Source organism: Klebsiella sp. CSG-1, from assembly GCF_056521145.1.
In genome coordinates this window covers 77,911-92,810 of sequence record NZ_JBWNLD010000007.1, presented here as the reverse complement: position 1 = coordinate 92,810, position 14,900 = coordinate 77,911, and the positions used below count along the sequence as shown (strand labels likewise).

Below are 14,900 nucleotides of genomic sequence, written 5' to 3'. Positions count from 1 at the left end.
CCGATAATAAAAAATGAAATACCTCTCTTTACTTCTGATGCTGTTCTCTCTTGCCGCGGGCGCTACCGATCCCGGCAGCCAGTACCAACAACAGGCGGAAGCCGGCGATCCGCGGGCGCAGTACTATCTTGCCGATACCTACGTCAGTTACGGTGATTATCAGCAGGCCGAATACTGGGCGCAGAAATCGGCCGATAACGGTGACGGGGATGCGCTGGCGCTGCTGGCCCAGCTGAAAATTCGCAACCCGCAGCAGGCCGATTACAAACAGGCCAGAGACCTGGCTGAGAAGGCGGTACAGGTTGGCAGCAAGGCAGGAGAAATTATCCTGGCCCGCGTGTTGGTCAACCATCAGGCCGGGCCGACGGACTATTCACATGCCATCACCCTGCTACAGGATGCCGCCCAGGATCCGGAAAGCGACTCCGCCGTCGACGCCCAGATGCTGTTAGGTTTGATTTACGCCAGCGGCGTCCAGATGACAGAGGATGACGCCAGGGCAACGGACTATTTTAAACGCAGCTCCTCGCTGTCCCGTACCGGTTATGCCGAATACTGGGCCGGGATGATGTTCCTGCAGGGAGAACAAGGCTTTATCGAACCCAACCAGCAGAAAGCGCTGCACTGGCTCAATGTCAGCTGTCAGGAGGGGTTTGATACCGGCTGCGAAGAGTTCGACAGGATAAGTAAAAGATAAGAAAAAGCCCGGCGATAGCGCCGGGCTTTAAGATGGCTGACAAACCTGCCCGCACATTAAGCCCGCGTTTTGCCGGGTGGCGGCTGACGCCTGACCCGGCCTACGAAACCTGCAATCTCAACGCTTGCACAATTTCAGTCGGCCCGCGCAAGCGCAGCGCCGCCGGGCAATTTAAGACGCTGACTCTTTGTCTACAATCTGAGCCCGACGCGATAGCGCCAGGTTTTAAGACGGCCTGACAAACCTGCCTGAACATTAAGCCCGCGTTTCGCCGGGTGGCGGCTGACGCCTGACCCGGCCTACGAAACCCGCAATCTCAACGCTTGCACAATTTCAGTAGGCCCGCGCAAGCGCAGCGCCGCCGGGCAATTTAAGACGCTGACTCTTTGTCTACAATCTGAGCCCGACGCGATAGCGCCGGGCTTTAAGACGGCCTGACAAACCTGCCTGAACATTAAGCCCGCGTTTTGCCGGGTGGCGGCTGACGCCTGACCCGGCCTACGAAACCCGCAATCTCAACGCTTGCACAATTTCAGTAGGCCCGCGCAAGCGCAGCGCCGCCGGGCAATTTAAGACGCTGACTCTTTGTCTACAATCTGAGCCCGACGCGATAGCGCCAGGTTTTAAGACGGCCTGACAAACCTGCCCGAACATTGAGCCCGCGTTTTGCCGGGTGGCGGCTGACGCCTGACCCGGCCTACGAAACCCGCAATCTCAACGCTTGCACAATTTCAGTCGGCCCGCGCAAGCGCAGCGCCGCCGGGCAATTTATTAAGACGCTTACTCTTTGTCTACAATCTGAGCCCGACGCGATAGCGCCGGGTTTTGCATTTTACTGCGCCGTTTTATCAAATTTGCCCAGCACTTCACGCTCATAAGCCAGCGCTTTTTTGCGGTCAAACTTGTGCTCCCACTTGGCAATCACCAGTACCGCCAGCGCATTCCCCACCACGTTCAGCGCGGTACGCGCCATATCGAGGATACGGTCAACGCCAGCAATAAAGGCCAGCCCTTCCAGCGGAATCCCTACGCTCCCCAGTGTCGCCAGCAGCACCACGAAGGAGACGCCCGGCACGCCGGCAATCCCTTTCGAAGTTACCATCAGCGTCAGCACCAGGGTTATCTCCTGCCACAGCGACAGGTCAATACCGTACAGCTGGGCAATAAAGATCGCCGCGATGCTCTGATACAGCGTTGAGCCATCGAGGTTAAACGAGTAGCCGGTCGGCACGACAAAGCTGGTAATAGAAGCCGGCGCGCCATAGGCTTCCATCTTCTCAATAATACGCGGCAATACGCTCTCGGAGCTGGCGGTAGAGTAGGCCAGAATCAGCTCGTCTTTCAGGATACGGATCAGAATCCAGATACTTAATCCGCATACCCGCGCCACGATCCCCAGCACCACCAGCGCGAAGAACAGAATCGCGAAGTAGACCAGGATAACCAGTTTGGCCAGCGGCCACAGCGAGGCGAAGCCAAAGGTGGCAACGGTCACCGAAATCAGCGCAAACACCCCGACCGGCGCATAGCGCATCACCATGTGGGTCACTTTGAACATGGTTTCGGAAATGGAGCGGAAAACGGTCACCAGCGGTTCACGATGGGTCGCTGGCAGCGAAGAGAGTCCCAGACCGAACAGTACCGAGAAGAAGATAATCGGCAACATATCGCCTTTCGCCATCGACGCGACAATGTTGGTCGGCACCAGCGACAGTATCGTTCCCATCAGGCCGTGAGCGTGACTTTGCACCTCTGCCGTTGTGCTTTGATATTTCGAAATATCCACCGCGGCCAGCTGCGACATATCAATACCGCTACCCGGCTGGAAGACGTTGGCCAGGGTAATCCCCAGCACGATCGCCACGGTGGTGATCACTTCAAAATAGATAATGGTTTTCGCGCCGATACGGCCCAGCTGCTTCGCGTCGCCAACGCCCGCAATCCCGACAATCAGCGTCGAGATAACAATCGGAACGACGATCATCTTGATCAGGTGGATAAAGATATCGCCTGCCGGCGTCAGGAAATTCGCAATTAACCAATCACGACCGTCGGCATGGTAATGCAGATAGCTGCCCAGCAGAATACCCAGCACCAGGGCCAGCAAAATCTGCCAGGCCAGGCTGACTTTTGTTTTTTTCTTCACTACTGACTTCCTCAATGAGAGGCACCATTCCCGGAAGTCATGATGCCCACTGAAAGGGATATGAATTGTGTTGCGTTGCTCTATGGGGTTTTTTAACGCGCGGTATCAGTATCATCTGCACGGCATGCTACGCAAGCGTTTAAGAACAGGGCTTTTCTCTGGGTTTCTGCATAAATTCGCTAACTTTCCCCACTTCTGATGCATAAGTATCTGTTATAAAAAAAATTTCATAGCTTCCATTTCTATAAATACATTTCTGAAATTATTTCACTTCAAAGTTTCATTTGATTGATTTTCATTCAGTTGAATCAATGCGTGATCTGTCCCCCAAATAGCAAACAAAGCCGCGAAAGCCCCTACTCTTAACGTTTACTTGACATATATTTAACAACCTACAGGAGAAAAAAAGCCATGAGCCAAATACATAAGCACTCTATTCCCGCTAACATTGCGGACAGCTGCCTGATTAACCCGGAACAGTACAAGGCGCAGTATCACCAATCTGTCACCGACCCGGATGCGTTCTGGGGTGAGCAAGGCAAAATCCTTGACTGGATGCGGCCCTATACGCGCGTGAAGAACACCTCATTCGCACCGGGCAACGTCTCTATTAAATGGTATGAAGACGGCACGCTGAATCTTGCCGCTAACTGCCTCGATCGCCACCTGGCCGAACGCGGCGACCAGACCGCGATTATCTGGGAAGGCGACGACGCCAGCCAGAGCAAACACATCACTTATCGCGAGCTCCATCACGACGTCTGCCGTTTTGCTAACGTCCTGCTCGACCTCGGCATTAAAAAGGGCGATGTCGTCGCTATCTATATGCCAATGGTGCCGGAAGCCGCCGTCGCTATGCTGGCCTGCGCCCGTATCGGCGCTATCCACTCGGTGATCTTCGGCGGTTTTTCTCCCGAAGCGGTTGCCGGACGTATCATTGACTCGAATTCTCGTCTGGTCATTACTTCCGATGAAGGGTTGCGCGCCGGACGTGCGATTCCACTGAAGAAGAACGTTGACGACGCGTTAAAAAATCCGAACGTGAAAAGCATCGAGCACGTGGTGGTGCTCAAACGTACCGGCGGCAAAATCGACTGGCAGGAAGGTCGCGACCTGTGGTGGAGCGACCTGATTGCGCAAGCCAGCGACCAGCATCAGCCGGAAGAGATGAATGCGGAAGACCCGCTGTTCATCCTCTATACCTCCGGTTCAACCGGTAAGCCCAAAGGGGTGCTGCACACCACCGGCGGCTACCTGGTCTATGCCGCCACCACCTTCAAATATGTCTTCGACTACCATCCGGGCGACATCTACTGGTGTACCGCTGACGTGGGCTGGGTGACCGGCCACAGCTATCTGCTGTACGGCCCGCTGGCCTGTGGCGCCACCACGCTGATGTTTGAAGGCGTGCCGAACTGGCCGACGCCGGCGCGGATGTGTCAGGTCGTCGATAAGCACAAGGTCAATATTCTCTACACCGCGCCGACGGCGATCCGCGCGCTGATGGCGGAAGGCGATAAGGCCATCGAAGGCACCGACCGCTCTTCCCTGCGTATTCTGGGTTCGGTCGGCGAGCCGATTAACCCGGAAGCCTGGGAGTGGTACTGGAAGAAGATTGGCAACGAGAAATGCCCGGTGATGGATACCTGGTGGCAAACTGAAACCGGCGGCTTCATGATTACTCCGCTGCCGGGCGCCATTGAGCTGAAAGCCGGCTCCGCCACGCGTCCGTTCTTCGGCGTGCAGCCGGTGCTGGTCGACAATGAAGGCACTCCGCTGGAGGGCGCGACCGAAGGTAACCTGGCCATCGCCGACTCCTGGCCGGGACAGGCGCGAACCCTGTTCGGCGACCACGAGCGCTTTGAACAGACCTACTTCTCCACCTTCAAAAATATGTATTTCAGCGGCGACGGCGCTCGTCGTGATGAAGATGGTTACTTCTGGATCACCGGCCGCGTGGACGACGTTCTGAACGTATCTGGCCACCGCCTGGGGACCGCAGAAATCGAATCGGCGCTGGTGTCGCACCCGAAAATCGCCGAAGCGGCCGTGGTCGGTATTCCGCATAACATCAAAGGTCAGGCGATTTACGCTTACGTCACGCTCAATCATGGTGAAGAGCCGACGCCGGAGCTGTATGCGGAAGTACGCAACTGGGTACGCAAAGAGATTGGCCCGCTGGCCACGCCGGACGTGCTCCACTGGACCGATTCCTTACCGAAAACCCGCTCGGGCAAGATCATGCGCCGTATTCTGCGCAAGATTGCCGCGGGCGATACCAGCAACCTCGGCGATACGTCGACACTGGCGGATCCTGGCGTCGTGGAAAAACTGCTCGAAGAGAAGCAGGCCATTGCGATGCCGTCGTAAACGGACTCATTCCCTACACCCTCTCCCCGTCAGGGGAGAGGACATAAATCATACGCCCTAAGGATTCCACGTAGCAGGACAGCAGGAAGCACCTTCTCTTCCCGACAGTATGTTGCCGGGGGGATAAGTGCTGCCGACGGTCAGCGCGCGGATGACGAAAAGGGTACCTCTGGAGACGCTGTGATGAATGAGCAAATTTGTCAGCGGATAGAAGATAGTGCGCATTTCAGGGAGTTAGTTGCAACCCGGCAAAGGTTTGCCGCCATCCTGTCACTGATTATGTTAGTGATCTACGTGGGCTTTATTCTACTCATCGCTTTCGCCCCTGGCTGGCTGGGCACGCCGCTGCATGCCGGCACCAGCGTCACCCGAGGAATCCCGATCGGCATCGGCGTTATCGTTATCTCTTTTGTCCTGACCGGGATTTATGTCTGGCGGGCTAACGGAGAATTTGACCGTCTGACGAAAAGCGTTATCAACGAGGTGCACTCATCATGAAGAAAGTCCTGACGGCGATTGCCGCCACGCTCCCTTTTTCCGCGAGTGCCGCTGACGCCATCTCCGGCGCGGTACAGCGCCAGCCGACCAACTGGCAGGCGATCATCATGTTCCTGATCTTTGTCGCCCTGACGCTGTATATCACCTACTGGGCGTCAAAACGCGTTCGCTCACGCAGCGATTACTATACCGCGGGCGGAAATATTACCGGCTTTCAGAACGGGCTGGCGATTGCCGGCGACTTTATGTCGGCCGCCTCCTTCCTCGGTATTTCTGCGCTGGTCTACACCTCCGGCTACGACGGACTGATTTACTCCCTCGGTTTCCTGGTCGGCTGGCCGATTATTCTGTTCCTGATCGCCGAACGCCTGCGTAACCTCGGGCGCTACACCTTCGCTGACGTCGCCTCTTATCGCCTTAAGCAAGGGCCGATTCGTACCCTCTCCGCCTGCGGTTCGCTGGTGGTGGTGGCGCTGTATCTGATTGCTCAGATGGTCGGCGCAGGCAAGCTGATTCAGCTGCTGTTCGGCCTGAACTACCACGTCGCGGTGGTGCTGGTCGGCGTGCTGATGGTGCTCTACGTCCTCTTCGGCGGTATGCTCGCCACCACCTGGGTGCAGATTATCAAGGCCGTCCTGCTGCTGTGCGGCGCCAGCTTTATGGCCTTTATGGTTATGAAGCACGTCGGCTTCAGCTTCAACAACCTGTTCAGTGAAGCCATGGCGGTGCATCCGAAAGGCGCAGCGATTATGAGCCCGGGCGGGCTGGTGAAAGACCCGATATCGGCGCTATCGCTCGGTCTCGGTCTGATGTTCGGAACCGCCGGTCTGCCGCACATTCTGATGCGTTTCTTCACCGTGAGCGATGCGAAAGAAGCGCGCAAGAGCGTGTTCTACGCCACCGGGTTTATGGGCTATTTCTATATCCTGACCTTTATCATCGGCTTCGGCGCGATCATGCTGGTGGGCGCGAATCCTGCGTTCAAAGATTCCGCGGGCGTGCTGATTGGCGGCAATAATATGGCGGCGGTACACCTGGCCGATGCGGTGGGCGGCAACCTGTTCCTCGGCTTTATTTCAGCGGTCGCCTTCGCCACTATTCTGGCGGTGGTCGCCGGTTTGACGCTGGCCGGCGCCTCGGCGGTTTCTCACGACCTGTATGCTAACGTCTTCCGCAAGGGCGCCAGCGAGCGCGATGAGCTGCGGGTGTCGAAAATCACCGTTCTGGTGCTGGGCGTGGTGGCGATTCTGCTGGGGATTTTGTTTGAAAATCAGAATATTGCCTTCATGGTGGGTCTGGCCTTCTCCATCGCCGCCAGCTGTAACTTCCCGATCATACTGCTGTCGATGTACTGGTCGAAGCTGACCACTCGCGGAGCCATGGTAGGCGGCTGGCTTGGGCTGCTGACCGCCGTGATTCTGATGATCCTTGGCCCGACGATTTGGGTGCAAATCCTCGGCCATGAAAAGGCGATATTCCCGTATGAATATCCGGCGCTGTTCTCTATCGCTATCGCCTTTATCGGTATCTGGCTCTTCTCCGCCACCGACAATTCGGCGGAAGGGATGCGCGAGCGTGAGCAGTTCCGCGCTCAGTTTATTCGTTCGCAAACCGGGATCGGTATCGAACGCGGCCAGGCGCACTAACCTGACTCTCCCCGGCCGCCCGGCCGGGGAACATTAAAACATCAGCAGGCGCACCAGCGGCGCTGCCAGTACCATTACCACGCCAGACAACATCATCACCAGACTGGCCACCACCCCTTCCTGCGGCCCCAGCTCATATGAACGGGCGGTGCCTGCGCCGTGCGAGGCGGCGCCAAATCCAGCGCCTTTTGCCATCCCTTCGCGAATGGCGAGCCGCATAAACAGCGCATCACCCACCGCCATGCCAAACACGCCGGTGATCACCACAAACAGCGCCACCAGCTCCGGCTGGCCGCCGATCGGTTTTGCCGCGGCCAGCGCAAACGGCGTCGTGACCGAACGCACCGCCAGACTACGCTGAATCTCATCCGGCAGCGTAAACAGTCGCGCCAGCCACACCGAGCTGGTCACGGCGACAACCACTGCCGTCGTCACCCCTGCGGTCAGCGACATCCAGTGCCGTTTAATGACCGCGAGGTTGTCATATACCGGGACGGCAAACGCGATGGTTGCAGGCCCCAACAGCCATAACAACCAGTGGGCCTCGCCCATATAGTTCTGATATGAAATGTGGCCAAACACCAGAATCAGCACCAGCAGTATCGGGGTAAACACCAGCGGCATCAGCGGCAGCCTGTGGAAGCGGCGATACAGGCGCTTATTGGCGAAATAGAGTGCCAGCGTCACAACCAGGCACAGGACGCTCAGTTGAAAATCACTCATGCTTCATCCGGCTGACTTCATAACGATACACTTTATCCACCACCCATGCCGTCGCCCCCAGCACCATCAGGGTACTCAGCGCAATCACCAGAAAAATACGCCAGCCGTCGACCATCAGCAGCTGGGTATAATTCACCACCGCCACCACCGCCGGGACGAAAAACAGCAGCATTTCCGCCAACAGCCAGCGCGCGCCGGCCCGCACCCAGTTCAGCGGGATAACCCGACAGATAATCAGCGCCAGCAGCATCAACATACCGACCAGGTTCGCCGGCAGCGGCAGATGCAGCCAGTTAACCAAATATTCAGCGCAGACGAACAATCCGGCATAAATCAGCACCTGAACCGGGACCTGGAGGCGCTGTACAACGAAGGGGGTCACACGAGCTGGCGCGAAGGCCATGAGCGAAATTCCTGAAAAGAAGCAAGGTATGCAGTATAGAGAGCCGCCTGAGCGGACAGAAATGAATTAAAATCATCACAGGTATAGTCTCTGGGAATAATTATGGATATCCGAACGCTGCGCTATTTTGTCGAAGTGGTGCGTCAGCAGAGTTTTACGCGCGCTGCGGAAAAACTGTTCGTCACACAGCCCACGATCAGCAAAATGCTCAAAAATCTGGAAGATGAGCTGAACTGCACCCTGTTGATTCGCGATGGCCGCCGGCTCCTGTTGACCGATACCGGTCGGGTTGTTTTTGAGCGTGGGCAGGCGATTCTGGGCGAGTTTCATCAGCTGGAATCGGAGCTGAGCGATATTAACCACCTGCACAAAGGGGTCCTGAGACTGGGGATCCCGCCGATGGTCGGGATGCTGATGGCAGAACCGATCGGCCTGTTTCGCCAGCGCTACCCGGGCGTGGAGCTGAAGATTGCCGAGTTCGGTGGGCTGACGGTTCAGCAGGCGGTGAGCAACGGCGAGCTGGATCTCGCCATGACGGCGCTGCCGGTAGACGAGGACAGCGGCCTGAGCACGCTGCCGCTGTTCAACCATCCGCTGTGCGTGCTGACGCCGAGAACCGAGGAGTGGGAAAGCGTTCAGTCGCTCTCGCCGGAAGCCCTCGCGGCCCATCCGCTGGTCATTTATAACGAAGATTTCGCGCTGAGCCGGCAGCTGATGGCGCTGTTTACCTGTCATGATGTGAAGCCCCGCATCGCGGTGCGCAGCGGCCAGTGGGATTTCCTCGCGGCCATGGTGCAGGCGGGAATCGGCGTGGCCATACTGCCGCAGCCGATCTGCGAACGTCTCGACGCGCAGAATTTTTGCTGGATACCGCTGCAGAGTGAGCTGCACTGGGAGCTGGGGATGATCTGGCGGGAAGGCGTTTATCTGTCGCACAGCGCGCAGGCGTGGCTGGAATGCAGTAAGGCGTTCTGGCTGGAGTAAGTCCCGGAGGCGCGTTGCGCCTGTCCGGGCGACAAAAACAGTCATTCTGAATTCATCGCCCGGCCAGCGTAGCGCCGCCGGGGAAGCGGTGCGGTGCTACTGATCTTCGATGAGCAGCGCTTCCAGCAGGTCAAGGTCGTGGAGCAGCTTCTGCAGCGTTTCATTGCTGATCTGCCGGGTCGCACGAAGATGATACAGCTCTCCGCGTTCTGAACGCAGCGCCGCCAGACGGAACCGACGCTCAAGCTGCTCTTCGAGTATAGAGGTTTCCACATCGTTGCGTCCGTCGACGCGGCGGCGCAGATTACCAATCACCCGCGAACTGACCTCGGTCAGCAGCTGGTTATCAATATTCTCTTTGGTGTCGGCCGCCAGACGCTCCTCCATTTTCTGAATCGCGACAATCGCCACATCTGCCGTCGCCGCGCGCGCCAGCCGCTCTTCTTTACGCTGCTGAACATGGTCGCTCGACTCAATGTGACGTAGCAAAATTGGCAGCGCGATCACCCCGACAAACAGCGAGAACAGAATCACCCCGGCGGCCAAAAAGATCAGCTCATAGCGGGCCGGGAAGACGTTGCCGTCAGGCAGCAGCAGTGGAATCGACAGCACACCGGCGAGGGTTATCGCCCCGCGTACCCCGGCAACGGAGGAGATCAGCAGTTCACGGGTGGTCCACGAGCCAAACTCCATCGGTTTCCTCTTCAGGAAACGCTGGCTTAACTTGCGCATCGTCCACAGCCAGCCAAAACGTACCAGCATCAGCGCGGCGTAGATCAGGATAATGTCGGTAAACAACATCCAGGTTTCAACATTCGGATCCGCTTCCGCCGCCACCAGCGACGTCGACAGAATGTCCGGCAGCTGCAGACCCAACAGCAGAAAGACCATGCCGTTAAAGACAAATTCCAGCATCGCCCAGGTACTGTTCGCACGCAGACGCATGGCCAGCGGCGCGGTGCGCATCACGCCGGAACGGGTGATGGTCATCCCCGCCGCCACCGCCGCCAGAATCCCGGAAACACCGATATGTTCCGCGATCAGGTAGGAGGCAAACGGCAGCAGGAACAGCAGAACAATCTGCGTCGCCGGCTCGTCGCCGCCCCAGCGGCTGAGGAAGCGCATCGAACGACCATACAGCCAGCTCACCACAAACCCGGCCAGGATACCGCCGATGGCGACTTTGAGGAACTCGACCGTGGCACCGCCGACGGTAAAGACCATCGTGCCCATCGCCACGGCGACGGCAAACTTCAGCGAGACCAGGCCGGAGGCATCATTCATCAGCGCCTCGCCCTGCAAAATCCCCATAATTTTTTTCGGAATGCGCCCTTCGCCCACGATGCCTGACAGCGCCACGGCATCGGTCGGTGACAGCACCGCCGCCAGCGCAAAGGCGGGAATCAGCGGAATACCCGGCACGATCCAGTAGATGAGGAAGCCAATACCCACCACCGTGACCAGCACCAGCGCCAGCGCCAGCCCGAGGATTTCTCGTCCGTGCTCAATAAATTCGCGGGTCGGCGTCTTCCAGCCGTCGGCAAAAAGCAGCGGCGGGATAAACAAGACCAGGAACAGCTCGGGGTCGAATTCAACATGCAAACCAAACGTCGGCCACGCCAACAGCGCGCCAATGGCGATTTGCATCAGTGGTAGTGGAACCTGAAAGGGCAGTACGCGTGTAACCACCCCGGAGAGAGAGACCACGAGGGTCATAATGAGTATGGTGAAGAATATTTCCATGTGTTCCCTGTTTGCTGCGTTTTCTTTTTTTTACACCGGAGGCGTCATGTCTCTGGATAATACGCTACTCAGATTAACGCAAAAGGAAACAGGATGTGGCTTAAAAATAAAACGGGCGGCCTGAGCCGCCCGCTATTGGCAGGAAAAGCTTAAATGGCCCAACCACCGGCGTAGAAGATAACCAGCGCGGCCGCGATGATGACGGTCCCCAGGTTCAGCTTGCGCCACTCGCCGGACACCAGACGGCCAATGACCAGGGCGGCAAAGCCAATCATGATGCCGGTGACGATGTTACAGGTCAGCACGATAAAGACCGCCGTGATAAGCCCGGCCATCGCATCGACGAAATCATTAAAGTCGATTTTCGCCACGTTGCTCAGCATCAGCAGACCAACATACATCAGCGCTGGCGCCGTGGCATACGCAGGTACCAGATAAGAGAGCGGAGAGAGGAACAGAATCAGCAGGAACAGCACGCCAACGGTCACCGCGGTGAGGCCGGTTTTACCGCCCGCCGCAGTACCTGCCGCAGATTCGATGTACACCGCCGCCGGTGCCGCCCCGACCACGCCGGAGAAGACGCTGCTCAGGGAGTCGGTGGTCAAGGCTTTACCGCCGTTGATAATCTGCCCGTCTTTATCCAGCAGGTTTGCCTGCCCCGCCACGGCGCGAATCGTGCCGGTGGCATCAAATACCGCCGTCATCACCAGCGCCAGGACGCTTGGCAGAACCACCGGGTTTAGCGCGCCGATGATATCGAGGCTGCCAATCAGCGAGTTGCCTTTGTCGTCGCTCAGCGACGGCATCGCGAAAATACCGGAGAAATGAACGCTCGGGTCAAAAATCAGCCCGACGATCGAAATGCCGATAATGGTCAGCAGAATACCGCCCGGCACTTTCATTTTTTCGAGGCCAATAATCACCGCCAGCCCCACCAGCGACATAATCACCGGGAAGCTGTTGAAGTGACCCAGCGCGACCGGCAAACCGTCCAGCGGGTTTTTAATCACCAGGCCCACGCCGTTGGCGGCGATCAGCAGCAGAAACAGGCCGATACCTATCCCGGTGCCGTGCGCAACGCCCTGCGGTAAATTGCGCAGGATCCAGCTACGAATACCGGTGGCAGAGATAACGGTAAACAGCACGCCCATCAGGAACACGGCGCCCAGCGCAACCGGAATACTGATGTGCTGCCCCAGCACCAGGCTGAAGGCGGTGAACGCGGTCAGCGAAATCGCACAGCCGATGGCCAGCGGCAGGTTTGCCCACAGCCCCATCACCAGAGAGCCTACGCCGGCGACCAGACAAGTCGAGACGAACACGGCTGCCGGAGGGAACCCGGCTTTACCCAACATGCCCGGGACAACAATGACCGAGTACACCATTGCCAGGAAGGTGGTTAAACCGGCAACAATCTCCTGACGAACGGAGCTGCCACGAGCTGAAATTTTAAACCAGGCGTCTAATGAACCGCCGGTACGCGCTGAAGGCGTAGACATAGAAAACTTCCCCTGAAAATTTTAATCGTTCGTCCGTATGCGTGGTGGACCATCCACTGCCAGCTAAACGCGATCTCCTTGTGCTACCTCGCAGCGCCAGGGGGGCTGCAAAAAAGCAAACGTTTAACTCCGCGCATACAATACGGTGGTCAGAATGAATTTGCTCCCCCCAGAACAGGGATAAATAGCGAGCAAAATACAAAGGCAAACGATTATCCAGCCTTTAGACGGGCCTTTTCAACTGAAGTTTGTGTTAATTCGCTAAATTTTGCTTATGGCGTTCATGAAATAACCAGTCGATGCGCAAACGTTGTCGTCTATGCGCAATCCGGTAACATTTTTGTATTGCGTTGATAGCAATTCACCGCGGCCATCACAAAAATTACCGCCTCACTCCGGCAGGGTGAACGGGCCGCCGCGTTCAATCGCTTTCTGCCAGGCCGGACGCTGCTCTATTCGCTGCACCCACTGTGCGATCCGCGGTACATCCTTGATGCCGCCGCGCGCCAGCAGCGCCATGACCGGAAAGCTCATCTGGATATCGGCCATGCTGAGCTGCGCGCCGGCAAACCACGGCTGACGGGAGAGATGATCCTCAATATAGCGAGCGTGCGTGGCGATTTGCCGGTCCAGCCAGGCCTTCTGTACCCCTTTACCCAGGGCATTGCCCAGCGTTCGCATCCCGAGCGGAATGGGCGGTTTACCGAGACTGGCAAACACCAGTTTCATCACCATCAGCGGCATCAGTGAGCCCTCGGCATAGTGCAGCCAGAAACGGTATTGCAGCTTATCCGCTATCGCCTGCGGTCTGAACCGGTGGTCGCTATCGTAGGTTTCCTGCAGGTACTCGAGGATGGCGCCCGATTCCGCCAGCACGTAGCCGTTATCTTCCACCACCGGAGATTTCCCCAGCGGGTGGATCTGCTTTAACGCCGGCGGCGCCAGCATATTTTTTTCCCGCTGGTAGCTGACAATGCGATAAGGCAACTGGAGTTCTTCAAGCGCCCACAGCACGCGCTGGGATCGTGATTGATTGAGATGATGTACCGTCAGCATGGAGGTTCTCCCGTAATTCGTTCGAATTAACTATAGGAACTGACGGCGATTGGCGGAAAAATTTCGCCGAAATAAACGGGTGAAAAAGCCGGGCTGTGCCACAATTAAGTTGTCGGCGCAAACCGGAACCTCCAGCAACATCTTGCGCAATACCGAGGTGAGCCGACGTCGGGGGAAACCCTCCTGCGAACGACCAGGATAGTGTTAAAGACCAAGACCGGAAAACAACTAAAGCGCCCTGTTGTGGCGCTTTAGTTTTATACGTCATCCTCCAGCAGTCGCGCGCCGGTCCCCTCTTCACCCAGCTTATCTCCCGGGTTGCGCAGCGGGCAGTCGCGTCGCGACAGACAGCCGCAGCCGATACAACCATCCAGCTGGTCGCGCAGTGCGGTCAGGGTATGAATACGCCGATCAAGCTCCTCCCGCCACTGCGATGAGAGCTGTTTCCACTCCTTCGCGCTGAGGTTATGCCCTTCCGGCAACACGCCGAACGCATCACCAATGGTCGACAGCGGAATGCCGATTCGCTGGGCAATCTTGATGATCGCCACCGCGCGCAGCACATCGCGGCGATAGCGCCGCTGATTACCGGCATTACGCTGGCTGTGAATTAACCCTTTGCTTTCATAGAAATGCAGGGCAGAGACGGCAACGCCGGTACGCTTTGCCACCTCGCCGGGGGTCAACAGCATTTTAATACGGGGGGATTTCTTTTCCATAAAAGCGCTTTACCTCAAGTTAACTTGAGGAATTATACTCGCCCGCAGACAAAACGACGAATCGAGAATTGAGAGAGGCCGCTTTATGTCCCATCAGGATATTATCCAAACGCTTATTGAATGGATTGATGAACATATCGATCAACCACTTAACATTGATGTAGTCGCCAGAAAATCCGGGTACTCAAAATGGTACCTCCAGCGGATGTTCCGCGCCGTGATGCATCAAACGCTGGGCGATTACATCCGCCAGCGCCGGCTGTTGCTGGCCGCAGAGGCGCTGCGGACCACCCAGCGACCCATCTTTGATATTGCGATGGATCTGGGCTACGTGTCGCAGCAGACGTTCTCACGGGTATTTCGCCGGGAGTTCGACCGCACCCCCAGCGATTATCGTCATCAAATTTCCGCCTGAG

Annotated in this window: 13 protein-coding genes; 6 read left to right on the top strand and 7 right to left on the bottom strand. The window is 57.2% G+C overall.

Features of this window, described 5'->3' with window-relative positions:
* The first annotated feature begins 13 nt into the window (after positions 1–13).
* Positions 14–697 carry a tetratricopeptide repeat protein gene (locus tag AC007G_RS17730; protein WP_032689910.1) on the top strand — a complete coding sequence of 228 codons (684 nt, stop codon included), beginning with the start codon at positions 14–16 and terminating at the stop codon, positions 695–697.
* A gap of 832 nt (positions 698–1,529) precedes the next feature.
* On the opposite strand, the gene gltP is transcribed toward AC007G_RS17730, so the two are convergent.
* A complete protein-coding gene (gene gltP, locus AC007G_RS17725) occupies positions 1,530–2,843 on the bottom strand; it encodes a glutamate/aspartate:proton symporter GltP (protein WP_032689914.1) in 1,314 nt (437 codons plus the stop codon).
* Positions 2,844–3,254: 411 nt separating this feature from the next.
* On the opposite strand from gltP, the gene acs reads away from it, so the two are divergent.
* The 3 genes from acs (at position 3,255) to actP (ending at position 7,357) form a co-directional block, all read left to right on the top strand.
* A complete protein-coding gene (gene acs, locus AC007G_RS17720) occupies positions 3,255–5,213 on the top strand; it encodes an acetate--CoA ligase (protein WP_004856536.1) in 1,959 nt (652 codons plus the stop codon).
* 183 nt (positions 5,214–5,396) lie between these two features.
* Entirely contained in the window at positions 5,397–5,711 is a 315-nt protein-coding gene (locus AC007G_RS17715) for a DUF485 domain-containing protein (RefSeq protein WP_032689916.1), read from the top strand.
* Positions 5,708–7,357, top strand: coding sequence for a cation/acetate symporter ActP (gene actP / locus AC007G_RS17710; protein ID WP_032689917.1), 1,650 nt, complete (start codon positions 5,708–5,710; stop codon positions 7,355–7,357). Before AC007G_RS17715 ends, actP begins: the two co-directional genes overlap by 4 nt.
* A 33-nt stretch (positions 7,358–7,390) precedes the next feature.
* Here actP and AC007G_RS17705 read toward each other — a convergent pair whose 3' ends face one another.
* Both AC007G_RS17705 and AC007G_RS17700 read right to left on the bottom strand, forming a co-directional pair.
* Positions 7,391–8,080 carry an LrgB family protein gene (locus AC007G_RS17705; RefSeq protein ID WP_032689918.1) on the bottom strand — a complete coding sequence of 230 codons (690 nt, stop codon included), beginning with the start codon at positions 8,078–8,080 and terminating at the stop codon, positions 7,391–7,393.
* Positions 8,073–8,483, bottom strand: coding sequence for a CidA/LrgA family protein (locus tag AC007G_RS17700; RefSeq protein ID WP_032689919.1), 411 nt, complete (start codon positions 8,481–8,483; stop codon positions 8,073–8,075). The genes AC007G_RS17705 and AC007G_RS17700 overlap by 8 nt, the downstream gene beginning before the upstream one ends.
* A 102-nt stretch (positions 8,484–8,585) precedes the next feature.
* Here AC007G_RS17700 and AC007G_RS17695 point away from each other — a divergent pair, with 102 nt between their 5' ends.
* Positions 8,586–9,467: a LysR family transcriptional regulator gene (locus AC007G_RS17695; RefSeq protein ID WP_032689920.1), complete on the top strand. Its 882-nt coding sequence runs from the start codon at positions 8,586–8,588 to the stop codon at positions 9,465–9,467.
* A gap of 96 nt (positions 9,468–9,563) precedes the next feature.
* Here the strand turns inward: AC007G_RS17695 and AC007G_RS17690 are convergent, their stop codons facing one another.
* The 4 genes from AC007G_RS17690 to soxR form a co-directional block, all read right to left on the bottom strand.
* The gene (locus tag AC007G_RS17690) at positions 9,564–11,210 is read right to left on the bottom strand and encodes a Na+/H+ antiporter (protein ID WP_004856523.1); all 1,647 of its coding nucleotides are present in this window, start codon (positions 11,208–11,210) and stop codon (positions 9,564–9,566) included.
* A 149-nt stretch (positions 11,211–11,359) separates the two neighbouring features.
* Complete coding sequence (locus AC007G_RS17685; protein WP_032689921.1) at positions 11,360–12,709, bottom strand: NCS2 family permease; 1,350 nt, start codon at positions 12,707–12,709, stop codon at positions 11,360–11,362.
* A 390-nt stretch (positions 12,710–13,099) separates the two neighbouring features.
* Complete coding sequence (locus tag AC007G_RS17680; protein WP_046853246.1) at positions 13,100–13,765, bottom strand: glutathione S-transferase family protein; 666 nt, start codon at positions 13,763–13,765, stop codon at positions 13,100–13,102.
* Between the two features lie 257 nt (positions 13,766–14,022).
* Positions 14,023–14,484 (bottom strand): redox-sensitive transcriptional activator SoxR, encoded by a 462-nt coding sequence (gene soxR, locus AC007G_RS17675; protein WP_004856518.1) that lies wholly within the window; start codon positions 14,482–14,484, stop codon positions 14,023–14,025.
* An 85-nt stretch (positions 14,485–14,569) separates the two neighbouring features.
* Between soxR and soxS the strand changes: the two genes are divergently transcribed.
* Positions 14,570–14,899, top strand: a complete 330-nt coding sequence (gene soxS, locus AC007G_RS17670; protein WP_004856516.1) for a superoxide response transcriptional regulator SoxS — start codon at positions 14,570–14,572, stop codon at positions 14,897–14,899.
* Position 14,900 lies beyond the last annotated feature (1 nt).